Genomic DNA, 22,333 nt, shown 5'->3' with positions numbered 1-22,333 from the left:
AATGCAAATTATTGTATTAAAGACGCCGTCGTAGCGAATCGGGGCCAATCATGGTACAATAAAAAAGAATGTTATCGAGACCCTTCGAGACGAAGGGCTGAGGGCAGGAAAAAAGCGAAAAATGGTAAAAGAGGAACGATATGACCGAAGACAAGTATATGAAACAGGCTATCCATCAAGTAGACAATTTGGCGAAACCCCCCGGCAGCTTAGGCCTTTTAGAAAAGCAAGCTAAAAAGGTGCTCTTGGCTTGGGGACAGTTTCATAAAGACCTTCGGCCGAAGCACCTTATTTTTGCGGCCGATAATGGCGTCGTTCATTCTGGCGTCGTCGCACAACTCGCTGATATTACGTATATGCAGAGCCGGCACATGGTAGAAGGCACATCGGCCGTGACCTGTTTTTGCCGTAGTCAGCATATTCCCTACGCCGTCATCGACGTCGGTATCGATAGTGAAGATGCCGTCGGCATCGACCGCAAGATAGCCCGGGGAACGCGGGACTTTGCCAAGGAACCGGCCATGAGTGAAGAGCAGTTTCAACAGGCCTTGGCTGCCGGTCGAGAACAGGTGGAGGCGGCAAAGGCCGAAGGCATCAATCTCTTGTCCTTCGGAGAAATGGGCATCGGCAATACGACGACGTCGGCAGCGGTGCTCACGGCCTTATCGCCGAAAAAGATGACCTGGCTTTCGGGCTTTGGTTCCGCCAAGGGAAATTATAAACTGCTGTTTCATAAGCGCCGTGTCATTGCCGACGCCATGAAGCGCTATGAAGGGCAGCTGACATCTCCGGAAGCGATTCTTCGCTGTGTCGGGGGATTCGACCTGGCCGCTCTGTGTGGCGCTATGCTGGCCTGTGCCGATGAGCGGATCCCTTTTTATATCGACGGCTTTATTACGGCGACGGCCTTGGCCTGCGCCGTTGCCATAGATCCTGGCGTTGGGGATTATGCCCTGCCTTCTCATATTTCAAGAGAACCCGGTATGGCCCAGGCCCTGCGCCTGTGCGGCATCGACGAATATGATGTGCCCATTACGGCCGGCCTTTCGCTGGGAGAAGGGACGGGGGCCGTCCTGGGGGTCATCCTGCTCAAGACGATGATGTACGCCGTCTGGCATATGGCTACCTTAGACGGTATCAATCAGGAAGCCCAAAATCGCTATGATAAACGCCAAGGAGATGCACAGCATGGATGACGTAACGAGAGAAAAGGCCCGGGCTGTCTTTGCCCGCTTAGGCCTGACAGAAGAACAAGCCATAGAGCTTTTTTATAAGCGGACCATTGAGGCCGGACGGATGCCCTTTGCGGCAGCGGAGGAAAAAACTCGGAAGATAAAGAAAAAGCGGATGAACGAACGCTTTGCTGAATGGGATGCTTTCTAATTTGTTTACTTAAATATTACCCGTATATATTGACAAAAATGCTATTTCATCGTATCCTATTAGTAGGTAATTTTTAAATATCTAGAAAGGTAGATGTATACAGATGGATAAGAAGCAGTTCATGGAAATGTGCAAGGCATTGTCCAATGAAACGCGGGTAAATATCCTGATCTGGCTTAAAGATCCGGAAAAGCATTTTCCTGGTAAAAAGCTTCATCTGTCTCCAGATACAGCCGACTGCCCTGGTGGCATCTGCGTTGGTTCTATTCAGGATAAAGCTGGGATTTCGCAATCGACGATTTCTCATTATTTGGATATGCTGCAGCGTGCCGGCTTATTGTCGACAGAACGCGTTGGCCGATGGACTTACTATCGGCGCAATGAACAAGCATTACAGGAACTATCCCGTTTTATTGGTCAAGAATTATAGACCGCCATTTCTCATAAAAAAAGAGCGTCTGCTCACGGAGTCATTGAGCCTCGGTGAGCAGGCGCTTTTATTTTGTAACCATATTTTCGGCGGCAAAGCCCTGTTTATTGGCATAGTCGCCTTCTAATATCTGGACCTTAATGAATCCTTCATAAGGCGTATCGTCGACAATCTGGATTCGCGTCGGTTTGGCGAAAATCAGGATTTTATCGGAGCGGACGAGGGCCCGTATCGTTTCCATATCGCGGTTGCGGCTGGCTTTTAGAAAGACGGGGATCGTTTCTTTATCGGGGATGACATAGGTCCCGCGCATCATGAGGTAGCGGCCGCTGCTGGACGGAAGGCGATGCTCTTTAGGCTGAGCTTCTTTTTCGGCATCGCTCATCGTCGGGACGCCGTCTTGGGAATATTGGGAGAAGTTGACGTTTGACTGATTGGCTTCTCGCTGGCGATGGATGTAGTAAATGGTGAGGAACAGGCAGAGTATGACGAAGGGCAAGAGGAGTATCTTCGTATAATGATCCCATTTGCTGTAGGTCTTCGTCTCTTGTTCGCCATCTTCTTCTGCCTGTTCTGCTTGATCGATGTCCTCTCTGCGGGGGCGCAGGGCTCCGCTCAGGACCGATGACAAGGGAATGCCATACGTTGAAATGGGGTAGCGTTCCTCAAGCCAGCTCAAGCCGCAGATACAGGCCATGGCTCGGCTGATGGCGCTGTCCATGTCGACGGCGATGTCCATGCGGTGGAGGATCGACGTCAGGGAGTCATTGGCCAGGTTGGGAATGTAGGTCGCAGCCAGAAATTGAAGGTCCCGGATGTAGACGTCATGGATGGGCCATTTCCGTCCCGACGCTTCGTAGCTGGCCTGGATGGCCGTGAATAATTCCTCGGAATGGTAGGCCGATAGGAAGGAATCTTCAATGAGAACCGATATGTCTTCATCCCAGACGACGTCGAAAGGCTTGCTGTCGGCCAGCATGGCTTCGGTTACATGACGGGTTTCAATGGGGCCCTCGCGGGGCTTGATGAGATACGAAATGCCATGGACGTTGCCGTCACTAATCCAGGCCAGGGCCAGCCGGCAAATGCTATTTGGATTGTCGTTTGCCAGATCTGCGGCTACGGCGATCGACGAATTGATCTCTCGATGCCGCAGGGATTCCAGCGCCTTTTGGGTATTGCTGTTCATGACGGGCAACCTCCGTGAATGAATCCTTCTCAGTGGCCGCGTTGTTTGTAGTACGGGCGGAAGGTGCGGCGCTGCCGCTTCGGTGTCTGTTTAAGCTTGAAGTAGTTGTGTTTTACCGTACGGTTTTTTTCGTCCGTAAAGGTATTGACTTCAAAGAGATTCAACGATTCGATGAAAGGGACGAATTTTTTATACCCAAAGTTACGGACATCGAAGTCGGAGAACTGTTTGCTCAGGAGATTGCCCAAGGTGCCGGAGAAAATCCAGCCGTTGTCGTCGGAGTTTTCTTCGGTAAGTTTAATGAGGGCCTGACGGATCGTCGAGAAATCCTTTCCGGGCGTCTTGCCGGAAGACGGATCCTGTTCCGATGCTGCCGGGAGGTGTTCACTTTCGGTTTCGTTGGGATGTACTTCTGTCGGATGGGTTTCGGCTTCTACTTCAGGTTTTTCCGGTTTGGCAGTATCTGTTTCCGGTTCCGCAGCGGTTTCTTCATGTTCGGCCGGTTCCATATCGTCGGCATCATGTTTTTCGGCTTCTTCCCAAAGGACGTCGAGGTAGAGGAACTTATTGCAGGCCGAGATAAAGGAGCGGGGCGTCTTGCTTTCTCCCATGCCTAATACGTACTTTTGCGATTCGCGGAGGCGCGATGCCAAACGGGTGAAGTCACTGTCTGACGATACGATGCAGAATCCGTCGAGATTGCTCTTGTACAATAAATCCATGGCGTCGATGATGAGGGCCGAGTCCGATGAATTTTTGCGGATCGTATTGCTGTACTGCTGGATAGGCTGGATGGCATTGTCGAGGATCGTATTGCGCCATGAAGCCATCTGTGGCGTCGTCCAGTTGCCGTATATCCGTTTGTAGACGACGTCGCCAAGGTTATTGGCTTCCGAAAGGATGACGTCGATGTATTTACTGGAAATATTTTCGGCGTCGATGAGGACGGCGAGTTTCATTTCTTGATTCATAGTTGTGTACCTCTGTTTTCATTACGTTTCATCAATACATTTTTCGAAGGCGTTAGCGGATTAATTCAAAGCGGAATTTCCGGCCCGGCGTAATGGTGTCGATGAGAAATTCTTCTTCAGGCAGGATCTTCGCAGCTATATTGGTCCGTGCTTCCGGTTCCAGTTCCCGCTTTACGATTTGTACTTCGCCCATGTAGCGGAGAAAATCGGCGTTGTCAATGGTGATATCGCCGCGGCGGAGACTGCGGAATCCGGCACTGTCCGGTTCGATGATGCGGCCGTCTAAAAGGCTTCGGCTGCTGCCGGCCCGGACGACGTCTCGTGACGGATCAGGACGAGACGTAAATGTATGAGACAGGAGATCTTGGACATAAGGCTCGCGGATCAATAAACGGGCTTTCAGGACGACGACACCCGTTTCTTCCTGACCAACGCGGGCTAATTGGTGAAGTTCTTCCATGGACGGTCTGTCGTCGCCGATAAAGACCGACTGCAGCCCTAAGGCGGCCAAGTGACGGGCGGCCAAGCTGACGGATAGCCGGCGGTGTTCTTCCAGGGTCGGCAGCCCTTCCGATAAGGGGCCGCGCCGGCCTTTACTGCTTGCGACGAAGGCGCCGACGGAGAGTCCGTAATCTTGGAGCCGCTTGGTCTGCTCGATAACATACGTCCTGTCGAGTCCCGTATGCGGGCGGGGATAAAAGTTGTGGAGGCCGTCGAGGGCTTCCATGCGAGCGCCTCTTTTTTGGAGGTCTTTGAGGTTATCTTCGGTCAAGGTCGAGGCGTTGAGCTGGACCTGGATGACCTGACTGTATAAGGCGATTTTTTCGGCATCGAAACCGTCGTCAATACGAATCGTCGTAATGCCGAGGTTTGCAAGTTTTACCGGTTCGAAACGGTCCATTCCCAAGAGAGCGGCCGAGGCCGGCGATATGTCGGCGACGACGTCGAAGCCGTGGCTGCGGGCCGTCGATAAGACGGCATCCAGCTCTTTGTGAAAGGCGGAGGCATCCGTTTCAGGGATGTGAAAGGACGTAAACAGACGACGGATGCCTAAGGCGGAGGCCGCGTCGATTCGGTCTGTTTTTTCGGTTATACTGCCGCCGAGACCGGGGTAGATCGAAATGCCTGTATCCATTTAGTCCTCCTCCTTGGGATCATCAAAACCCAATAGATATGTGGCTATGAAGCCGGCGACATAGGCGGCAGCCAGGCCCAGGAGATACATGGGGATGTTGTCCGTTCCGGCAGCCAGTGGCAGGCCGGAAATGCCGATCGTCGCAGCGCCGACCATATAGGCTGCCTGGACAGCCCCGCCGACAGCGCCGCCGATGCAGGCCCCGATAAAGGGGCGTCCTAAGGGCAGGGTAACACCGTAAATGAGGGGTTCACCGATGCCCATGAGTCCGACCGGAAGGGCCGAGGCAATGGTCTTCTTCAAGCCCTTGTTTTTTGTTTTCAGGTAAACGGCTAAGGAAGCGCCGACCTGGCCGCCGCCGGCCATGGCCAAAATCGGCAGCAGGATGGTCACGCCGTACCGGGACAGGAGCTCGGCATGAATCGGGGTCAAGCCCTGGTGGATTCCGACCATGACCATGGGCAGAAAGGTCCCACCTAAAATGAAGCCCGTCAAGGCCCCGCCGCTTCCGATGGACTTTGTGGCGGCATAGCCGATGACTTCGGATAAGTAACCGCCTAAGGGCTGACAGATGAAGAGGGCGATAAAGGTCGAGATGACGACGACGGCTAAGGGCGTGACGAAGAGGTCGACCATGTCCGGTACGATGCGGTGGAGTTTCTTTTCAAGCCAGGACGAAAAGAAGACCACCAAGAGGACGGCGATGATGCCGCCCCGGCCGGGAACGAGCGGGTCGCCAAAGAGGGTAATGTTTGCCAGACCGGGATGGCTCAAGACGGCGGCCATGACGCCGCCCAACATAGGAGAGCCTCCGAATTCTTTGGCGGCGTTGATGCCGACGAAGATGTTCAATCCGAAAAAGGCGGCGTTGCCGGCGATGGCTAGCATTTGAAACACGGGCTGGGCGGCCAGCGTCGGATCGACCTTTACGGCGATGTTGAGCAGGCCCGTAATCAGGCCGCAGGCGATAAAGGCAGGGATGATGGGGACGAAGATATGAGCGATTTTCTTCAAGGCCTGCTTGGCCGGCGTCGCATTTTTGCGGCGGATTTCTTCGTGCAGGGCCTGTCCGTCAAAGGGACTTTGGGGCGTCTTGCCGTCATCGTCTTGAGGCGACGATTCAGCCCTTTTACTGTCGGCCATGACCGTTTCAAAGGCCTGATACAGTTTGGTGGCCTTGCCGGGGCCGACGATGATTTGCCATTCGTCGCCTGAGCGGTTGACGCCCATGACGCCGGGGAGTTTTTCCAGGTCTTCTTTGGTGAAATGCTCGTCCGTTACGGAAAGGCGCAGGCGGGTCATACAGTTGTAGGCTTTTTGGATATTTTCGGCGGGACCGGTGATGGCGTAGATATCCCTGGCTAGTTTATCGTAATCCATGGGATGCCTCCCCGATTACGGCGGTGACGTAGCCTTTGGCTGCCGTTAATTTAGCTTCCGCTTCGGCGGCGGATACGCCGAGGAGTACCATGACGATGGCCGTTTTGGCATGGCCCTTGCTGTCCGCCAAGGCGTCGATAGCTTCCTTGCGGCTGCAGCCGGTGGCGGTCATGACGATGCGCCGGGCTCTTTCTTCGAGCTTCTTATTGGACGACTTCACGTCGACCATGAGATTGCCGTAGACTTTGCCCAAGCGGATCATGGCCCCGGTGGACAACATATTGGCAATCATTTTTTGGGCCGTACCGGCCTTCATCCGCGTCGAGCCGGTAACGACTTCCGGACCGACGACGGCGCAGAGATCGATATCGGCGCAGGCTCCGATGGGGGAGTTTGGCGAGCAGTCGATGGCAATGGTGGCGGCGCCGACCTTTTTGGCATAGGTCAGGGCACCGACGACATACGGCGTCCGGCCGGAGGCGCTGAGGCCGACGACGACGTCGCGATCGGTAAGGTCTTTTTCCATCAAATCGGCCTGACCGAGGTCTGGTGAATCTTCGGCGCCTTCTTTCGCCCGGAATATGGCGTCATAGCCTCCGGCGATAAGGCCTTGGATCTGTTCCGGGTCCGTGCTGTACGTCGGCGGACATTCGACGGCATCGAGGATGCCTAATCGGCCCGACGTGCCCGAGCCGGTATAGAAAAGGCGGCCGCCCTGACGGAGCCGGTCGGCAATGACGTCGACGGCACGGGCTATGGCCGGGATAATTCCTTTTATGGCTTCGGCAACCTTATGGTCTTCGTCGTTGATGACCTGCAGCATGGCTTCCGTCGACAGGCGGTCGATGGCTTGACTTCGGCTGTTTCGTTGTTCCGTTGCCAGTGATTCTAATTCAATCATAGTAGTCCTTTCTTCCATCCTTTCCATGGTGATGATGAGTGGCCTTGACAGCGCTGTATGGAAAGGCCTATATATATCTAATTATAGAGAGTGTTGACAGTAGTTGCAATAGGGCTTTTTTTCGGAAGGCATGCCTTTATTTTTCTGCCGTTTCATGGTATTATTAATCTGCATGCAGTAGGCCTGTGTGTCATGTGCGCCCATAGCTCAGCTGGATAGAGCAGCAGTTTCCTAAACTGCGTGTCGGATGTTCGAGTCATCTTGGGCGCACCATTTTTTTTATTTGTAATGTTTACGCTTACTATTAATCTATAATAATTACCGGAAAGGTGGGTTTCCTCATGTCTGATATGAAGGACCGAGTTGCTTCTTTCCATGAAGAAGTCATGCACGATGCCGATTTTACTCTGGCTGAGGCGATTGCCGAAGCAAAACGCTGCCTCAACTGCAAAGTACCTCAGTGCCGCAAAGGATGTCCGATTGAAAATGAAATTCCGCAATTCATCCACGCCCTGACCCAAGGGGATTTTGGCGCAGCGGCTGCGCATATTTATAACCGCAGTGATCTGCCGGCTATTTGCGGCCGAATCTGTCCGAGAGAAAAACAGTGCGAAGGGCACTGTATCCTCGGCAAAAAAGGTCAGCCCGTTGAAATCGGAAAACTCGAACGCTTCGCAGCAGACATGGCCTTGGAAGGCGGCTTTATGGAACAGCCGGTCAGCAAGAAAACGGCCGGAAAGGTTGCCGTCATCGGCTGCGGCCCTGCCGGCATGGCAGCGGCCCGGGAACTGTCTAAACGCGATTACGATGTCACCATCTATGAAGCGGCTTCCCATCCGGGTGGCACCATGACCTACGGTATCCCGACCTTCCGCCTTCATAAAGAACTCTTGCAGCGCGAAGCCCAGGCCTTGACCGACATGGGCGTCACCATTGAGTACGGCGTTAAAATCGGTACCGATAAGAGCCTTGATGAATTGAAGGAGGCTTTTGATGCCGTCTTTATCGCCGTCGGTACGATGAATGGCTGGAACCTCGGTGTTGAAAATGAAGACGTAGAAGGCATCGTCGAAGCCGAACCGTTCCTGCGTCAGGTACAGCTCGCTCAGGACGGTGAATTTGATCCGGAAAACCTGCCCGTTCAGGAAGGGGACAAGGTCATCGTCATCGGTGCCGGCAATGTGGCCATCGATGCGGCCCGCACGTCCCTGCGCCTCGGGGCTGACGTGACCATCGTTTACCGCCGGGCCGAACGGAATATGAAATGCCTGCCTTCGGAATATGAAGAAGCCAAAGCCGACGGCGTCCGCTTCCAGTTCTACTCGGCCCCGAAGGCCGTCATCGGAGACGGTCGTGTCGAAGGCCTTCGCTATGAACGGCAGCAGATCCTCGAAGACGCTACCATGGTGCCGACGGGCGAATTCGGCGTCGTACCGGCCAATAAGATCATCGCCGCTATCGGCAATAAACCGGACCTTCCGGTCATCAAGTCCTTCGGCGTTTCTTCCAATGACGACGGGTATATCGCCGTCAAGGATACACCGTACGGCATGACCAGCAAGGAAGGCGTCTTTGCTGCCGGTGATATCGTCCACAAACCGCAGACCGTCGTCCTGGCTATGCGTGAAGGACGAAAGGCAGCCGAAGGCATCGATCAGTATTTAAAAGCCAAGAAAGTGATGGAAGCTATAAAAGCTTAGGGGGCCAATAGGATGAGTGAGTTGATTCGTCAGATTCTTAAAACTAATGAAAATTTCGTTAAACAGTCCTTGTCGCAAGGCGGTTTCGACGACGTCAGCAAATATCCGCGCCGCCACCTGGCTGTGTTGACCTGTATGGACACACGCCTTTTGAATTTTTTGGAACCGGCTATGGGCCTCGTCCGCGGGGATGCCAAAATCATCAAAGTCGCCGGCAATACGGCCTTTGAAGACTTTGACAGCGTCATCGGCAGCCTGATGGTTGCCGTGTACGAGCTCCATGTCCATGAAATCATCGTCATGGGTCATGATGACTGCGGCATGCTCCATACGACGGCCGACAGCCTGTGCCGTCACATGGTGGAAGAAGGCATCGATGAAAAAGCCATTGATGCCATCCGCCCCAAATTAGCCCAGTGGGCCGACCCGGTCACCGACGTCGATACGTCGGTCTGCGACACCGTGCGCCGCCTGAGGGCTAATCCTTACTTACCGAAATCCCTTACGATTTATGGAATGGTCATCCATCCCCATACGGGCGAAATTCGCGTCGTCGACGATGGAGAAGACCAGAAATAGGAGGTCTTTATGAGTTTTGTAACGCAACGAATGGAAGAACACGCCGCCGTACTCGAAGCGACGAAAGCTTTAATTCCTGATATTGAAAAAGCCGGGGCTCTGATTAAAGAAGCCCTGGCTTCAGGCCACAAAATCCTCTTTTGCGGCAATGGCGGCAGCGCCGCCGATTCGCAGCATTTGGCTGCTGAAATCGTCGGTCGTTTCCAGAAAGAACGGCCGGCCTTCCCGGCTATCGCCCTGACCGTCGACACGTCGATCCTGACGGCTGTCGGCAATGACTATGGCTTTGATACGGTATTCCGCCGTCAGGTCCATGCCCTTGGCGAAAAAGGCGATATTCTGGTCGGTATCTCGACGTCCGGCAACAGCGGCAACGTCCTCGCAGCCATTGAAGAAGCCCGTGCCAAGGGACTTACGGTCATCGGCATGACGGCTTATGGCGGCGGCAAGATGAAAGACGCCTGCGACATCTGCCTGGCCATTCCGGCCAAGGTAACGGCCAGGGCTCAGGAAATGCATATCATGATCGGCCACATTCTTTGTGAAATCGCGGAAGAAGATATGTAATTAACGGACGACACTTTGGAATTGCTTATTGTCTCTGATTTTATCGAAATGGCTTTGGGTCCGGGCGGCTTCCTTTACGGATTCCCCGCCCAGATCGATGGCCTGTTTTAAATAAGGCAGGGCTTGATCGGCCTTTCCCAGGTCGCCGTAAATCGTCGCAATGCCGTAATAACTCCAGGTGTTTCCCGGATCGGCTGCGATGACATTTTTAAAATACGTAATGGCCTTATCGTACTGACCGTCGATTTTGTAGGCCAGGGCCATATTATAGAAAGAGGCCATGTCTTTTGGGGCTAGCTGCAGGGCTTGTTCGATAAGGGCAATGCCCTGTTCCACGTCCTGTTTACTCCCCGTCGCATTGCCGCGCATGGCCAGGGTAACGCCCTTATTGCTGAGGGCCTGGTAGTTGTCGGCATCGAGGGCGAGGGCTTTGTCGAAGTCTTCTATGGCTTTGTCATAGTCTCCAGCCTGGTACTTTTTAATCCCTTCGTCGCTGGCGGCCTTAGAATCGGTTTTTATGGCCGGCGCAGAAGGGGCTTTCGTGGCCTGTATGGGTTTTGCCTGCTGCGATGATATCGGCTGGGGGCTGCACCCGCTGGTCCACACGGCGGCTGCGGCTAGGAGCAGGATTGCTGCGTATTTTTTATTCATCGTTATTTCTCCTATTCGTCAGTCTGGAAAACATATGAAACAAATCATTAATAAATGGGATATTCTTCTCGTTGCTGTCCTCCTCGTCTTATCCCTGATTCCGGAAGGCATCTTTTACATGACGGGGAATGATGCCGCTGTTGACCGTACGTATGCGGTCATCCAGGTCGACGGCAAAGTATATAAGGAAGTCCCCTTATCAGGTCATCAGGGAACGGATACGATTCCTATCAAGACGGATGATGGGTATAATCTGGTCGTCGTCAAAGACGATACCATTGGCATCGTCGAAGCGGACTGCCCCGATAAAATCTGTATCAGTGAGGGTTTTGTCAGCCGGCCCGGTGCGACCGTCGTCTGCCTGCCTCATAAGGTATTGATCGAAGTCAAGTCTGCCGGAGGCGGCGAACCGGATGTCATTCCGGCCCATTAGAGGTGACTCATGAAAAAAACGTTTCGCATCATCATGCTGAGCCTGTTCATTGCTCAGTCCTTAGTCTTATATATCGTCGAAGGCATGCTGCCCGTTCCCTTCATTGCACCGGGAGCTAAATTGGGACTGGCCAATTTGATTACCGTCATTGCCATGTACTCCCTGCCGAGAAAACGAGATGTCTGCCTTATTCTTTTCGTTCGCGTCCTCTTGGCAGCGGCCTTTGGCGGCGGCATCAACGCCTTCTTTTACAGTGTGGCCGGGGCCATCCTCAGTTTGGGCGTCATGCTCCTCCTCAAGGAGGCTGGGAAGTTTTCCATCCTCGGCGTCAGCATGGCCGGTGGGATTTTCCACAACCTGGGCCAGGTCATCGTCGCCTCTTTGGTCGTGGCCAATCTTAAAATCATGCTCTACTTGCCGATTTTAGCGGTAGCCGGGGCGGGGACAGGGCTTCTCATCGGCCTTACGTCGGTGTTTACCCTCCGTCATTTGAAAAAATTGCCGGTCTATAAAAGGATGCAGGAATAATTACATAAGGTACGATGGCCTTAAGGCTGTAAGCGGACGGAGTCTAAGACTTCGTCCGCTAATTTTATCTTATCCTCTTTATCACTGTCACAGGCGACGACGACGATCCAGGTCACGGGCCCGTCAGAAAATCCAAGCAGGCGGGCTCGCATGGATTTTTTTTCGCGGGTAAAGGTGGCCGTCTGTATGATGGCCGGCAGGCCCTGGAAGGTCGTTTCTTCCTGGCTGGTAGAGATATCTTCGGCATTGATCTGCGATAAGACGGCCTTCGACGCCGTCTCGATGGTCCCGTTCAAATGGTGACGGACGGCTTCATCCTCTTTAAGCTGGAGGTCAGTAGCCATTGTTTTTATGTCGACACGAGTGGTGTAAACGGCAATGGAAAGGCCGGCATCGAGCTCGCCGTAGAGGCGGCTGCCTTCATAGTAAGGCTTGGCCGTCGGGGGCACGGGAATGGGCAGGTCGAGGCGCTGCAGATTGCCTGGGAGTTTCACGGAAATGGCCGAACCGATGCCGTCGACACGTGTTTCTTTTAAGGTGATAGTATAGCAGGCCGTTAAGGTAAGGGCCAAAATGGGCAGCAGTACAATCAGAATCAGAAATCGAATTCGGGTGTGAATCATAGCATACCTCACAGAATATAGCTTTCAGGCTGCATGCCGTACCCTTCGGTACGGTTACTTACGGGCTTCGCGAAAGGCGTCGGCCAGTGAAAAGGTAAGGGGCCCGGTCACTTTCGTAGCGTCGATGATGGGCTGCATGATGTGGCGGAATTCGTCACTCTTTTTGGATAATACATATAGTTTTGAAGTATTGCGGGCATCCCACAAGGCGTCGTGCATTTGGCCGTCGAAGGTTTCGCCAAGGGTGCTGACCGCTTTATCGAGGGATATGACGTTATCCAGGCCCAGGAGATTGCAGTAAATCTGCTGGAAATTCTGCCAGTGTTCGAGCATCCAGCGGACGCGCTCATCTTCTTTGGCATTGGCGATTTTGAGGCGGAGTTCGCTGTCGAGCTGACGCCAGTCGTTTTCGCTCCAGGCATACATTTCGTAATCGTTCGGACAGCCTTCATTACACCAGGTGAGAAAGTGGTCGAAAGCTTCGGTGAAATGGGGCTTTCCCTTTAACATTTCCATGGTAATGCCCGTCAATTCTTGACAAGTCTGATTCATGGCCGTCGTGTATTCCGGCATGACGTATTCTTTGTATGCTGCGATTTCATTGCCTTCTTCGTCTATCTTGACGGCACCGATTTCGATGATTTCTCCCTTACACGTCCGGCGCGCTTCTTTTTGATCGCGCCCGATGGGGTTCATCTCGAAGTCGACGAATACTGCTTTCATATGTCAGGCTCCTTTCTGATTCATGATGATAATTTTTATTATACCATAATAAAAAGGCCTCGTGCATCAGATATTCTGCACGAGGCCCGGTTATGACCCTCTTTTTTGAGGAAATAGGGTCTCTCGGCCTTTGATTAGAATGCCGGGAGAATCGTTCCCTGGAAGTGATCTTCGATGAACTTCTTGATCGGTTCGGACTGGTAGATGGCCAGGACTTTCTTATACGTTTCATTGTTTTCATCGCCCTGGCGAACGACGAGGACGTTGGCATACGGCGAGTCCTTCGATTCGACGAGGAGCGAATCTTTCTGCGGATTCAGACCGGCCGGGATGGCGTAGTTGGTGTTGACGCAGGCCAGATCCGTATCGTCAAGCGAACGGGGAATCTGAGCGGCATCGAGTTCGACGAACTGGAGATTTTTCGGGTTGGCCGTAATATCCGTTACCGAAGCGTCTACGGAGTTGCCGTTCTTCAAGGTAATCAGGCCGGCCTGCTGGAGTAAGAGCAGGGCACGGGCGCCGTTGGTCGGATCGTTGGGGATGGTGACCTTAGCGCCGTCGGCGACGTCTTTGAGGTCTTTATATTTATGGGAATAGATGGCCATGGGCAGGATGATCGTCTTGCCGATGGAGACGAGTTTCAAGCCTTGTTTTTGGACGACATTATCGAGGTAGGGCTGATGCTGCATGGAGTTCATGTCGAGGTCTCCGTCGGCCAGGGCCTTATTGGGCTGGACGTAGTCGTTGAATTCGACGACTTTGATGTCAAGGCCCTGTTTGGCAGCTTCTTTAGCGACTTCTTCCATGACTTCGGCATGGGGGCCGGCCGTGACGCCGACTTTGATTTCTTTCTTGTCACCGGAGGAGGCGGAATCGGAGGACGAACCGCAGCCGGCGACGGCCAGGCAGGCCGTTGCAATCAGGAGGGCAGCAAAGACTTTTTTTACAGTTATCTTCATGTGAATCATATCCTTTCTGAAGGTGAAATGGAAGTTGTCGGTCAAAAAGAAAAGCCGTCATGCAGATGACGGCTCGGATTGCGATGGGTTCATCTGCCGGTAATCATATACCGCTGGACTTGGCACCTATCCCGATTGGGGGTTGCCGCAGCGTCATCGGGCCATTCCCTCGGCTGCTCTTGATGAAAGACAATGTATTGTTGATGGTGTATATAGTACCATTCGGAGGATACACTGTCAAGGTCTTTTTTGCCTTTCTTGAGAATTTTTTGACCTCATGTTATAATGGAGTCACTCATCGGAGGGCTTTATACCCGTATTGTATCAGGCTGGATAAGATGTCCCAGCAGCCATTGTCCGGAGGACCTGCAAGTCCGTATATTTGCAGGTCGAACAAGGGCAGTCGGTCTGTTGTGGTTTTTTATCCAGCTTTTTTGTGCAGATAATGTCGAGGTGATAAGATATGCAGCATGAACGGGGATTACATTGGCAGATTTATTCGGCGAAGGCCTTTTACTTTCTGGGCGGCTTCGGATTTACGACCTGGGCGTCGCTCATACCTTTCTTGAAGCGGAATCTGGATATCCCGGCCGACCATTTAGGATTTCTCTTACTGGGTATCGGCCTTGGCGCCCTGATCATGATGATGATGGCTGGGACTATCGCTGCCCGCCTGGGCTGCCGCCGTTCGCTGACCATTGCCGGACTGTGCATCGCCGCTTTTTTGAACCTCTTATGCTATATGCCGGTCTATGGCTTGGCTGTCTTTACGGCCGTCTGTCTCGGCGCTTCTCTAGGTCTCATGGATGTCGTCGTCAACATCAACGGCATCTTTATCGAACGCAAGGTGAAGACGCGGATCATGTCCGGCCTGCAGGCCATGTGGTCGCTGGGAAATTTTATGGGCGCCGCCTTTTTCGCCTTCCTCCTCCAATTCCAACTTCCCTGGCGGGGCGTAGCCTTTGCCAGTTCCGCCGTCATCATCGCCTGCGTCGTATTTTTTGCGCCGCACTTACATAATGAACGCCAGGCGGCTCAAGGGCGGCCGCACTTCATCCGGCCGAAAGGGCAAATCGCCGTCATCGGTATTATCTGCATGATTGCCTTCCTCGTCGAAGGGGCTATCGATGACTGGAGCGGCGTCTTCATGACCCTTGAAAAAGGCATTGATATTTCTCGGTCGGGCCTGGGCTTGACCCTGTTTACGGCAGCTTCCTTTATTACCCGCCTGGCAGGTGATACGCTGACCATGCATTGGGGGCCGCGGCGCCTTTTATCGTTGTCCCTGCCCATTGCATTTGTAGGTTTCATCGGCCTGCTCACGATCAGTGAAGGCTGGCTGCTCTTCCTGTGCTTTATCTTGATCGGTCTCGGTACGGCCAATACGGTCCCCATTTTTTATTCCGTCCTGGGACGCCAGAAGGTAATGCCCGTTGCCGATGCCGTCTCTTCCGTAAGCACCATCGGTTACGCCGGTATCCTCCTTGCTCCGGCTGTATTGGGCTTTATCGGACGGACGTACTCGCTGTACGCTTCTTTCAGTTTGGTCACGATCCTCTTGGTCGTCATGGCCGGGATTTCATTGAAAATCGTAAAAGAATAAAAGGTATTTTGGCTATCTGACATCGTCTTTTGTCCGGACATAAAAATACGCCCCTATGAGCTATTTCTCATAGGAGCGTATTTTTTATGCGTCGATGACTTTTCCCGGATTTAAGATCCCTTTCGGGTCGAGGGCCCGCTTGATGGTCTTCATGATGGTCAGTTCGCCCTTTGGCGTGAACTGTTCCATATATTTCAGCTTTTTAGCGCCGATTCCGTGTTCACCGGCCAGGCGGCCGCCGACACTATAGGCATAGGCGTATACTTGCTGATGGAATTCTTCGACGTTTCGTTCCCACTCTTCGTCGCTCATATCCATCTTGCAGAGGACGATGTGCAGGTTGCCGTCGCCGATGTGGGCGTTTATCTTGACTTCGAAGGGGTAATTTTGGCCGATATCCATGATCTTTTCAATCGTTCCGGCAATCTTGTGGACGGGAACGACGACGTCGTCGGTCAGGAATACCTTGCTCTGCAGCTCGACCGAGGTCTGGCAGTTGCGGCGCATATTCCAAACGCGGTTATCGGCTTCCAGGACGTTTACGGCACCCGATTCTTCGCAGATCGTGCAGACCGTATCCATCTTGGTGTCCAGTTCGTCTTCCTGGAAGGTTTCGACGGTGATGATGACGTAAATGCCGTCTTCGTAATGCGGCATGTCCTTGTAATGGCAGTAGTCGGCACAGCCGCGGACGTAAGAGTTATCCATATATTCGACGCTGGTCGGATCGATGCCGGCCTTCATCAGTTTCGGCACCATGTGAAGGGCCTTGCGCGGATCGGTGTAGACGGCCAGGACATCGAAACGATACGGCGGCAGGGGAATGAGCTTTACCGTCACCTTGGTGATGATGCCCAGGGTTCCTTCGCTGCCGATGATGAGCTGTTCCAAGTCGTAGCCTGTCGAACTCTTTTTGAGGATGCGGCCGCATTCGACGATGTCGCCCGTCGGGGTGACGACTTCCAGGCAGTAGACCTGGTCGCGGGTGACGCCGTAACGGACGGCGCGAAGGCCGCCGGCATTGGTTGCCAGGTTGCCGCCGATGAGGCTGCTTTCAGCACTCGACGGGTCGCCGGCATACATGAGGCCGACTTTTTTGGCTTCGTTCTGCAGGTCAATCGTGCGCACGCCGGCTTCAACGGTCATGTACATGCCTTCTTCGTTGAGTTCGATGATCTTATTGAGGCGGTCCATGCACAGGACCAGGCCGCCGCAGACGGGAATGGCCCCGTCGGCAAGACTGGTGCCGCCGCTGCGGACGGTAATGGGAAAGTCGTGCTCGTTGGCAAGCTTGACGATGGCCGCAATTTCTTCGGCGTTGGCCGGTAAGACGGCGGCGTCCGGTACGTGGAACATGGCCGGATTCGTTTCGTAGTCCGTCTGGTACTGTAAGAGCAGGTCGCGGTCGGTCTTGACGTATGTCGGGCCCGTGATGGCCTTTAATTTTTCAATGATTTCAGGCGTGATAGGTTGAAAGTTTTTCACAAAAGGGAGCCTCCTTTAAATTGTGTTGTCTTATTCTACCACGCCAACCGCGCTTAGGGAAGGCATTTAGAATTTAAAGTCGATCGTGGCCGAGACGCCGACACCCTGGACACGGCTCAGATTGCTGACGCTTAACGATTCGATAGGAATCAAGGCGTTGGCACGGGCGATGCCGTTAAAAGTACCTTCGAGCTGGGCGACGGCTTTTACCTTATCAACCTGTTCCGTCGGTCCGACGACCTGGACGGCACCGATGTATTTGCCCGTGCCGACACTGAGGATGGGGACGACTTTCGTGGCGTAGTCCGTGCCGACGCCGTTCTTCATGAGCAGTTTATTGAGGAAGTCGTTGATGGAATCGCCGTATTTGGATACCAGGACGGAGATACCGCCTACTTTCAAAATAGAACCGAGGTTGAAGGCCTGTACGGCAGTGCCTCCGGCAAAACCGAGAAGGGATGCGATGGTTACAGCTGCGATAACTTGTTTTTTCATAAAAAGTACCTCCTAATGGTGTTTTTGAACAGAACGGCCGCGGGCCAGGGAGGCCAGGGCGGCGAAAAAGCAGAGGACAGACAACAGGATAAAAGCGATATGCAGGGTGTTTAAGACGCCGTCCTTATAGACTGCGGCCTGACTCGTTTCGCTCGTCATGATGAAGGTGACGGCGGCCATGCTGAAGGCCTGGCCCAAATTGCGGGACAGGGCTAATACACTCGAAGCGATGCCGTGATGCATTTTTTTGACAGATCCCATGATGGCACTGTTGTTAGGGGCCCCGAATAAGGCGGCTCCCATGCCGATGACAGCCAGGCAGAGTGCCGTTTGGCCGATGGAAATATCGGGAAAGACGGCAAAGACCAAGAGGCCCGGTGCCGTCAGGAACAGGCCGAGGGAGGCAATGCCCCGCGGGCCGTACGTATCGGATAAATCACCGGCCCGTGGCGACAATAAGGCCATGACCAGGGGCTGGATCAATAAGACGGCCCCTGAGACGGCCGGCGTGAGGCCGAGGATGACCTGCAGGTAGAGCGACAGCAGAAAGGAAACGGCATAGGTCGCACTGTACTGGATGAGCGCTGCCAGGTTGGACATGGAAAAGGTCAGGCTTCGAAATAAGTAAAGCGGCAGGAGCGGATGGAACGACCGGCCTTCGTGAACGACGAAGATGACCGAAAGGACGAGGCCTGCATAAAAGAAAAAGCTGTTGTCTGAAAAGGATGACAGTCCGTATAAGGTGCAGAGAATGGCGCTGATGGATAGGACTGAGCTGATGGCATTGACAAAGGGCGCTCCGTTTTCATACCATTCCGCTTTGACGGGGCGGATGAGAAGGTAGGACAGGAGGACCAGTAGGGCTGCCAAGATGAAGATACAGCGCCAGCCAATAAATTCCGTCACGGCGCCGCCGATGACCGGCCCCAACGAGAGGCCGAGATAGGTCAAGGCTACGGACTGGCCGATGATGTGTCCCTGACGGGATTCATCGGTCGTAGCCAGGAGCAGCGGCATATAGGATACGTAGATGCCGGCCAGGGCAATCCCCTGAAGGGCCCGCAGCCCAATGAGGATGGGAAGTGTCGGGGCCAGGGCCGCCGCTATCGATGTCAGAGCCAGCATGATCAAGGAGACGGTGTACGTTCGCCGCCGACCGTGGACGTCCGATACCTTCCCTAAGGGAAGGAGGAAGGCCGCCGTCGTCATCAGAAACAAGGTCACGACCCAACTCATGCGGTCCGGCGTCGTGCCGAACTGATCGGCCATGACCGGAATGGCGATGTTGATCGACGTAGACAGAAAAGGGCCGACAAAACTTATCAGGCAAATCGAATAAAAAATACGCTTTTCTGTCGTCATCGCTGCACCTCACAAATGTCACTGTCATAGATACATTATACCAGTATATGCGGTCAGGGTGAATTGTTTATTAAAAAAACGCAACTTATAAAAAACTTTGTCCTCTTGAAAAATGAATTTTTCTCGTGATAAGAGATGTAGAACTTGGAGATTTATGGTATAGTAAAAGAAAAATTGTCGAAAAAGGAGGGATTTACATGGATTTAGGACTTCAGGGCAAGGTCGTCGTCGTTACCGGCGGGACGGCCGGCATCGGTTTGGCGACGGCCAAGGCCTTTTTGCAGGAAGGCGCCTCGGTTGCCGTCTGCGGCCGTCGGCAGGAACTGCTCGATGATGCGGTGAAGGCCCTGGGTGGGGATGTCTTTGCCTATCGGGCGGACATGACCGATGAGGGCGAGGTCACGGCTTTTGCCGGGGCCGTTTACGATCATTTCGGTCACATCGATGTCTGGGTCAATAATGTCGGTGCTTCCTTCGCCCGAAAGGGGGCGTGGTATACGGCTGCTGAAATAGATGCCCACTACGCCGTCAATTTCAAATCTGTCGTCATGGGAAGTCAGGCCGCCATTCCCTTTTTAGAAAAGCAGGGCGGCGTCATCATCAACGTATCGTCCTTAGCCGCCCGCTGTGCGACATCGGGACGGGCGACGCTGTACGGGGCCATGAAGGCTGCCGTCGTAAACTATACCAATACCCTGGCCGGGGAAGTGGCGGCCAAGGGCATCCGCGTCTTGGCCATCATGCCGGGTTTCACCCTGACGCCCTTGGTTGCTGCCACTATCGATGACGATGAACTTCAAAAGCAAGTCAAAGAATGCCTCCAGCGCCGGCCCGCAAGCCCCGAAGAAATTGCCGGCCCCATCGTCTTTTTGGCAAGCCAGCAGGCCTCTTATATGAATGCCGCCGTCATCGAAGTATCGGGCGGCCGCAACGTGACCTTGAACCCGGGTTACTCTTACGGCGACTGATCTATTTTTTACGAAATATAAAAAAACTTTTTTGAAACTATACTTGACAAGGGATATTTTAAAGTGTACTATTGTTGTAGACATTGAGAAATGCAATGACCAAAACAAGTACACATAGGATGAGACAACAGAGAAGACGGGTCACCGGCTGAAAGCCCGTTCGGCCTTGGATTATGGTGGAATGCATTTGGGAGCAGGATGAAGGAATTGAGTATGTCATCCCGTATTACCGACGTTACCGGTTTCGAGTGGCAGCCATAGGCTGCAATTCAGAGTGGAACCGCGGTCCGCCGTCTCTGTTGATGAGATGGGCGGCTTTTTTTGTATGATTTTCTGAAGTATTCAATATTGCAGCGCAGGGGGATTTATGATGACACAAAGTAAAAAAGAATTAGTCTTAGCAGCGATGGATGGAAAACAGGTCGAACGCGTACCTTCTGGGTTTTGGTTTCATTTTTTAGACGATGAAATTCATGCCAACTCCTTTGAACATCCCGAATTGATGGAAAAAGTCTTTGCCGGCCAGACCCGGTATATCGATGAAGCCAAACCGGACTTCGTCAAAATCATGACCGACGGCTTTTTCCCCTATGAAAATGAAACGGCCAAGCATCTGAAGACGGCTGCCGATTTTAAGAACATTAAACCCTTAGCCGATGACGACAAGTGGTTTACCCAGCAGATCGACTATGCCAAACGCCTTACGAAGCGCTATGGCGATGAACTGGCCATGTTCTTCAACGTGTTCTGTGCCGGCACGACGGTCAAATTCATGCAGGCCAATCTCGATGAAAGCGAAGCCTTCCTGGCCAATGCCGTGAAGGAAGACCCCAAGGCCGTGCGCCAGGGGCTGGACGTCATTTCTCATGATTTGGCAAAATTGGCTAAACGCCTGATCACTGAAGGCGGTGTCACCGGCATTTACTTCAGCCTCCAGAATTTACTGGGCATTTCGCCGGAACTCTATAAAGAAGTCTTGGAACCGGGGGAAAAAGAAATCTTAGCCGCTGCCAACAGCGTCAGCGATTACAATATCCTCCACATCTGCGGCTATGCCGGTCATCGAAATGACCTTTCCTTATATAAAGATTACGATGTAAAGACCGTAAACTGGGCCGTTGTCGTCGAAGGCGTTCCCATTCCGGAAGGCCGGAAAATCCTCAACAATCGACCGGCGTTAGGCGGTTTTGGCAACTTGGATTCTGAATTGTTGTATAAGGGCTCGAAAGAAGAAATTCAGGCTGAAACGAAGCGGATTTTGGCCGAAGCCGGCCGTCAGGGCGTCCTCCTTGGCGCTGACTGCACCGTTCCGCGTGATATTGATTGGAAGCATTTTGAGTGGGTTCGTGAAGCTGCCCGATAGGCAGAGAGAGGAAGATGAAAATGAAGTTTACCATGAAGAAGTTAGGGAAAGCCGTCTTGACGGCAGCATTAGTCGGTGTCGTAGCAGCAGTCCTTGCTGGCTGCGGTAAACAGAGCGATTCTGCCGCCGGCGGCGGAGACGGCCAGAAAAAGGTCGTCAACGTAGCCTTTACCAACTACTACGTGCCTTATGATTTCGTCAATGATAAGGGCGAACCCGACGGCTTTGAAGTCGCTGTCATGCAGGAAGTAGCTAAGAAGCTGCCCCAGTATACCTGGAAGTTTACCCCGACCTCGGACGATGACCTGCTCATCGGCGTCGAATCAGGTAAATATACCATCGGTACCAAAGGCATCTGGAAAACGGCTGCCCGGGAAAAGAAATATATCTTCCCGAAAAACTACATCGGTGCCAGTGTCATCGGCTTAGTCATCCGTAAAGCCGACGCAGATAAGATCCATGACATGGATTCCTTTGCCCAGTACAGCGGCAAGCTCGTTCCGATCGCGCCTCAGGATGCCCGTTACATGGTCATCGAAGATTACAATAAGGATCATCCCGATAAACAGATCAAGCTCCAGTCGTCGGAAGCCTTCCAGATTGCTGACGCATACAGCTGGGTCATGGAAGGCCGCTATGACGGCTACCTCGAAGTTGAACTGAGCTATAAGAACAACATCGTTAAAGACGATGCGCCGTACCACAAGTTCAACGACAGCCTGACCTACATCCGCTATAAAGGCATTCCGACCTACCCCTTGTTCAACAAGAAGGAACAGAAATTGGCTGACGAAGTCGACCAGGCCATCGATGAACTTCGCAAGGAAGGCAAGATTGCCGAACTGGAACAGAAATACTTTGGCGAAAGCCTTTCTAACTATATTACGCAGTAAAGGCTAAGGAGG

Annotated in this window: 24 protein-coding genes, 1 tRNA gene and 1 riboswitch; of the genes, 13 read left to right on the top strand and 12 right to left on the bottom strand. The window is 53.1% G+C overall.

Going from position 1 to position 22,333, the window contains the following annotated elements:
- Nucleotides 1–140 precede the first annotated feature (140 nt).
- From HMPREF3201_RS07700 to HMPREF3201_RS07690, 3 genes are all read left to right on the top strand, one after another.
- Complete coding sequence (locus HMPREF3201_RS07700) at nucleotides 141–1,196, top strand: nicotinate-nucleotide--dimethylbenzimidazole phosphoribosyltransferase (protein ID WP_062412502.1); 1,056 nt, start codon at nucleotides 141–143, stop codon at nucleotides 1,194–1,196.
- Nucleotides 1,189–1,383 (top strand): type II toxin-antitoxin system RelB/DinJ family antitoxin, encoded by a 195-nt coding sequence (locus tag HMPREF3201_RS07695; RefSeq protein ID WP_062412501.1) that lies wholly within the window; start codon nucleotides 1,189–1,191, stop codon nucleotides 1,381–1,383. Before HMPREF3201_RS07700 ends, HMPREF3201_RS07695 begins: the two co-directional genes overlap by 8 nt.
- A gap of 103 nt (nucleotides 1,384–1,486) precedes the next feature.
- Nucleotides 1,487–1,813 carry an ArsR/SmtB family transcription factor gene (locus HMPREF3201_RS07690; RefSeq protein WP_062412500.1) on the top strand — a complete coding sequence of 109 codons (327 nt, stop codon included), beginning with the start codon at nucleotides 1,487–1,489 and terminating at the stop codon, nucleotides 1,811–1,813.
- 67 nt (nucleotides 1,814–1,880) lie between these two features.
- Here the strand turns inward: HMPREF3201_RS07690 and HMPREF3201_RS07685 are convergent, their stop codons facing one another.
- From HMPREF3201_RS07685 to murQ, 5 genes are read right to left on the bottom strand one after another with little or no spacing between them, the layout of a single operon-like run.
- Nucleotides 1,881–3,002 carry a hypothetical protein gene (locus tag HMPREF3201_RS07685; RefSeq protein ID WP_062412499.1) on the bottom strand — a complete coding sequence of 374 codons (1,122 nt, stop codon included), beginning with the start codon at nucleotides 3,000–3,002 and terminating at the stop codon, nucleotides 1,881–1,883.
- A 29-nt stretch (nucleotides 3,003–3,031) separates the two neighbouring features.
- Nucleotides 3,032–3,973, bottom strand: a complete 942-nt coding sequence (locus HMPREF3201_RS07680; RefSeq protein WP_062412498.1) for an NYN domain-containing protein — start codon at nucleotides 3,971–3,973, stop codon at nucleotides 3,032–3,034.
- Nucleotides 3,974–4,025: 52 nt separating this feature from the next.
- Nucleotides 4,026–5,108 (bottom strand): DUF871 domain-containing protein, encoded by a 1,083-nt coding sequence (locus tag HMPREF3201_RS07675; RefSeq protein WP_062412497.1) that lies wholly within the window; start codon nucleotides 5,106–5,108, stop codon nucleotides 4,026–4,028.
- Entirely contained in the window at nucleotides 5,109–6,488 is a 1,380-nt protein-coding gene (locus tag HMPREF3201_RS07670; protein WP_062412496.1) for a PTS transporter subunit EIIC, read from the bottom strand.
- On the bottom strand, nucleotides 6,475–7,407 hold the full coding sequence (murQ, locus tag HMPREF3201_RS07665; RefSeq protein ID WP_072272057.1) for an N-acetylmuramic acid 6-phosphate etherase: 933 nt from the start codon (nucleotides 7,405–7,407) through the stop codon (nucleotides 6,475–6,477). Before murQ ends, HMPREF3201_RS07670 begins: the two co-directional genes overlap by 14 nt.
- A 178-nt stretch (nucleotides 7,408–7,585) precedes the next feature.
- On the opposite strand from murQ, the gene HMPREF3201_RS07660 reads away from it, so the two are divergent.
- The 4 genes from HMPREF3201_RS07660 (at nucleotide 7,586) to gmhA (ending at nucleotide 10,235) form a co-directional block, all read left to right on the top strand.
- Nucleotides 7,586–7,662 (top strand) — tRNA-Arg (locus HMPREF3201_RS07660).
- A gap of 68 nt (nucleotides 7,663–7,730) precedes the next feature.
- On the top strand, nucleotides 7,731–9,089 hold the full coding sequence (locus tag HMPREF3201_RS07655; protein ID WP_062412494.1) for an NAD(P)-dependent oxidoreductase: 1,359 nt from the start codon (nucleotides 7,731–7,733) through the stop codon (nucleotides 9,087–9,089).
- A 12-nt stretch (nucleotides 9,090–9,101) separates the two neighbouring features.
- Entirely contained in the window at nucleotides 9,102–9,668 is a 567-nt protein-coding gene (locus HMPREF3201_RS07650) for a beta-class carbonic anhydrase (protein ID WP_062412493.1), read from the top strand.
- A gap of 9 nt (nucleotides 9,669–9,677) precedes the next feature.
- A complete protein-coding gene (gene gmhA / locus HMPREF3201_RS07645; RefSeq protein WP_062412492.1) occupies nucleotides 9,678–10,235 on the top strand; it encodes a D-sedoheptulose 7-phosphate isomerase in 558 nt (185 codons plus the stop codon).
- Here gmhA and HMPREF3201_RS07640 read toward each other — a convergent pair whose 3' ends face one another.
- Nucleotides 10,236–10,886, bottom strand: coding sequence for a tetratricopeptide repeat protein (locus HMPREF3201_RS07640; RefSeq protein ID WP_062412491.1), 651 nt, complete (start codon nucleotides 10,884–10,886; stop codon nucleotides 10,236–10,238).
- Nucleotides 10,887–10,920: 34 nt separating this feature from the next.
- Here HMPREF3201_RS07640 and HMPREF3201_RS07635 point away from each other — a divergent pair, with 34 nt between their 5' ends.
- Nucleotides 10,921–11,319, top strand: a complete 399-nt coding sequence (locus HMPREF3201_RS07635; RefSeq protein ID WP_062412490.1) for a NusG domain II-containing protein — start codon at nucleotides 10,921–10,923, stop codon at nucleotides 11,317–11,319.
- A 9-nt stretch (nucleotides 11,320–11,328) separates the two neighbouring features.
- Nucleotides 11,329–11,847, top strand: a complete 519-nt coding sequence (locus HMPREF3201_RS07630; protein ID WP_062412489.1) for a Gx transporter family protein — start codon at nucleotides 11,329–11,331, stop codon at nucleotides 11,845–11,847.
- Nucleotides 11,848–11,867: 20 nt separating this feature from the next.
- Here the strand turns inward: HMPREF3201_RS07630 and HMPREF3201_RS07625 are convergent, their stop codons facing one another.
- The 3 genes from HMPREF3201_RS07625 to HMPREF3201_RS07615 form a co-directional block, all read right to left on the bottom strand.
- Nucleotides 11,868–12,470, bottom strand: coding sequence for a hypothetical protein (locus tag HMPREF3201_RS07625; protein WP_062412488.1), 603 nt, complete (start codon nucleotides 12,468–12,470; stop codon nucleotides 11,868–11,870).
- Nucleotides 12,471–12,524: 54 nt separating this feature from the next.
- Nucleotides 12,525–13,193, bottom strand: a complete 669-nt coding sequence (locus tag HMPREF3201_RS07620; protein ID WP_062412487.1) for a 3'-5' exonuclease — start codon at nucleotides 13,191–13,193, stop codon at nucleotides 12,525–12,527.
- A 134-nt stretch (nucleotides 13,194–13,327) separates the two neighbouring features.
- Nucleotides 13,328–14,152, bottom strand: coding sequence for a MetQ/NlpA family ABC transporter substrate-binding protein (locus HMPREF3201_RS07615; RefSeq protein WP_062412486.1), 825 nt, complete (start codon nucleotides 14,150–14,152; stop codon nucleotides 13,328–13,330).
- Between the two features lie 86 nt (nucleotides 14,153–14,238).
- Nucleotides 14,239–14,341: riboswitch (SAM riboswitch) on the bottom strand.
- A gap of 274 nt (nucleotides 14,342–14,615) precedes the next feature.
- Here HMPREF3201_RS07615 and HMPREF3201_RS07610 point away from each other — a divergent pair.
- A complete protein-coding gene (locus tag HMPREF3201_RS07610) occupies nucleotides 14,616–15,755 on the top strand; it encodes an MFS transporter (protein ID WP_062412485.1) in 1,140 nt (379 codons plus the stop codon).
- 84 nt (nucleotides 15,756–15,839) lie between these two features.
- On the opposite strand, the gene HMPREF3201_RS07605 is transcribed toward HMPREF3201_RS07610, so the two are convergent.
- From HMPREF3201_RS07605 to HMPREF3201_RS07595, 3 genes are all read right to left on the bottom strand, one after another.
- Nucleotides 15,840–17,240 (bottom strand): FAD-binding oxidoreductase, encoded by a 1,401-nt coding sequence (locus tag HMPREF3201_RS07605; RefSeq protein WP_062412484.1) that lies wholly within the window; start codon nucleotides 17,238–17,240, stop codon nucleotides 15,840–15,842.
- 66 nt (nucleotides 17,241–17,306) lie between these two features.
- Nucleotides 17,307–17,735, bottom strand: coding sequence for a hypothetical protein (locus HMPREF3201_RS07600; RefSeq protein ID WP_062412483.1), 429 nt, complete (start codon nucleotides 17,733–17,735; stop codon nucleotides 17,307–17,309).
- A 12-nt stretch (nucleotides 17,736–17,747) separates the two neighbouring features.
- Nucleotides 17,748–19,097: an MFS transporter gene (locus HMPREF3201_RS07595; protein ID WP_062412482.1), complete on the bottom strand. Its 1,350-nt coding sequence runs from the start codon at nucleotides 19,095–19,097 to the stop codon at nucleotides 17,748–17,750.
- A 197-nt stretch (nucleotides 19,098–19,294) separates the two neighbouring features.
- Here HMPREF3201_RS07595 and HMPREF3201_RS07590 point away from each other — a divergent pair, with 197 nt between their 5' ends.
- The 3 genes from HMPREF3201_RS07590 to HMPREF3201_RS07580 all read left to right on the top strand — a co-directional run bounded on the left by HMPREF3201_RS07590 (nucleotide 19,295) and on the right by HMPREF3201_RS07580 (nucleotide 22,321).
- Nucleotides 19,295–20,065, top strand: coding sequence for an SDR family NAD(P)-dependent oxidoreductase (locus HMPREF3201_RS07590; RefSeq protein ID WP_062412481.1), 771 nt, complete (start codon nucleotides 19,295–19,297; stop codon nucleotides 20,063–20,065).
- A 367-nt stretch (nucleotides 20,066–20,432) separates the two neighbouring features.
- Nucleotides 20,433–21,428 carry a uroporphyrinogen decarboxylase family protein gene (locus HMPREF3201_RS07585; RefSeq protein WP_197408272.1) on the top strand — a complete coding sequence of 332 codons (996 nt, stop codon included), beginning with the start codon at nucleotides 20,433–20,435 and terminating at the stop codon, nucleotides 21,426–21,428.
- A 20-nt stretch (nucleotides 21,429–21,448) separates the two neighbouring features.
- Nucleotides 21,449–22,321, top strand: coding sequence for a transporter substrate-binding domain-containing protein (locus HMPREF3201_RS07580; RefSeq protein ID WP_227163204.1), 873 nt, complete (start codon nucleotides 21,449–21,451; stop codon nucleotides 22,319–22,321).
- Nucleotides 22,322–22,333 lie beyond the last annotated feature (12 nt).

Origin of the sequence: Megasphaera sp. MJR8396C (assembly GCF_001546855.1) — a bacterium.
Taxonomy (GTDB): Bacteria; Bacillota; Negativicutes; order Veillonellales; family Megasphaeraceae; genus Megasphaera.
This window is presented reverse-complemented; position numbering and strand designations above follow the sequence as displayed.

What these genes read in the sequence shown, in the direction of transcription:
- HMPREF3201_RS07620 (WP_062412487.1), bottom strand. Translation starts at nt 13,193, where the DNA reads ATGAAAGCAGTATTCGTCGACTTCGAGATGAACCCCATCGGGCGCGAT.
- HMPREF3201_RS07640 (WP_062412491.1), bottom strand. Translation starts at nt 10,886, where the DNA reads ATGAATAAAAAATACGCAGCAATCCTGCTCCTAGCCGCAGCCGCCGTG.
- HMPREF3201_RS07680 (WP_062412498.1), bottom strand. Translation starts at nt 3,973, where the DNA reads ATGAATCAAGAAATGAAACTCGCCGTCCTCATCGACGCCGAAAATATT.
- HMPREF3201_RS07695 (WP_062412501.1), top strand. Translation starts at nt 1,189, where the DNA reads ATGGATGACGTAACGAGAGAAAAGGCCCGGGCTGTCTTTGCCCGCTTA.
- HMPREF3201_RS07610 (WP_062412485.1), top strand. Translation starts at nt 14,616, where the DNA reads ATGCAGCATGAACGGGGATTACATTGGCAGATTTATTCGGCGAAGGCC.
- murQ (WP_072272057.1), bottom strand. Translation starts at nt 7,407, where the DNA reads ATGGAAGAAAGGACTACTATGATTGAATTAGAATCACTGGCAACGGAA.
- HMPREF3201_RS07635 (WP_062412490.1), top strand. Translation starts at nt 10,921, where the DNA reads ATGAAACAAATCATTAATAAATGGGATATTCTTCTCGTTGCTGTCCTC.
- HMPREF3201_RS07650 (WP_062412493.1), top strand. Translation starts at nt 9,102, where the DNA reads ATGAGTGAGTTGATTCGTCAGATTCTTAAAACTAATGAAAATTTCGTT.
- HMPREF3201_RS07690 (WP_062412500.1), top strand. Translation starts at nt 1,487, where the DNA reads ATGGATAAGAAGCAGTTCATGGAAATGTGCAAGGCATTGTCCAATGAA.
- HMPREF3201_RS07615 (WP_062412486.1), bottom strand. Translation starts at nt 14,152, where the DNA reads ATGAAGATAACTGTAAAAAAAGTCTTTGCTGCCCTCCTGATTGCAACG.
- HMPREF3201_RS07700 (WP_062412502.1), top strand. Translation starts at nt 141, where the DNA reads ATGACCGAAGACAAGTATATGAAACAGGCTATCCATCAAGTAGACAAT.
- HMPREF3201_RS07600 (WP_062412483.1), bottom strand. Translation starts at nt 17,735, where the DNA reads ATGAAAAAACAAGTTATCGCAGCTGTAACCATCGCATCCCTTCTCGGT.
- HMPREF3201_RS07585 (WP_197408272.1), top strand. Translation starts at nt 20,433, where the DNA reads ATGATGACACAAAGTAAAAAAGAATTAGTCTTAGCAGCGATGGATGGA.
- HMPREF3201_RS07580 (WP_227163204.1), top strand. Translation starts at nt 21,449, where the DNA reads ATGAAGTTTACCATGAAGAAGTTAGGGAAAGCCGTCTTGACGGCAGCA.
- HMPREF3201_RS07675 (WP_062412497.1), bottom strand. Translation starts at nt 5,108, where the DNA reads ATGGATACAGGCATTTCGATCTACCCCGGTCTCGGCGGCAGTATAACC.
- HMPREF3201_RS07625 (WP_062412488.1), bottom strand. Translation starts at nt 12,470, where the DNA reads ATGATTCACACCCGAATTCGATTTCTGATTCTGATTGTACTGCTGCCC.
- gmhA (WP_062412492.1), top strand. Translation starts at nt 9,678, where the DNA reads ATGAGTTTTGTAACGCAACGAATGGAAGAACACGCCGCCGTACTCGAA.
- HMPREF3201_RS07630 (WP_062412489.1), top strand. Translation starts at nt 11,329, where the DNA reads ATGAAAAAAACGTTTCGCATCATCATGCTGAGCCTGTTCATTGCTCAG.
- HMPREF3201_RS07655 (WP_062412494.1), top strand. Translation starts at nt 7,731, where the DNA reads ATGTCTGATATGAAGGACCGAGTTGCTTCTTTCCATGAAGAAGTCATG.
- HMPREF3201_RS07685 (WP_062412499.1), bottom strand. Translation starts at nt 3,002, where the DNA reads ATGAACAGCAATACCCAAAAGGCGCTGGAATCCCTGCGGCATCGAGAG.
- HMPREF3201_RS07670 (WP_062412496.1), bottom strand. Translation starts at nt 6,488, where the DNA reads ATGGATTACGATAAACTAGCCAGGGATATCTACGCCATCACCGGTCCC.
- HMPREF3201_RS07595 (WP_062412482.1), bottom strand. Translation starts at nt 19,097, where the DNA reads ATGACGACAGAAAAGCGTATTTTTTATTCGATTTGCCTGATAAGTTTT.
- HMPREF3201_RS07590 (WP_062412481.1), top strand. Translation starts at nt 19,295, where the DNA reads ATGGATTTAGGACTTCAGGGCAAGGTCGTCGTCGTTACCGGCGGGACG.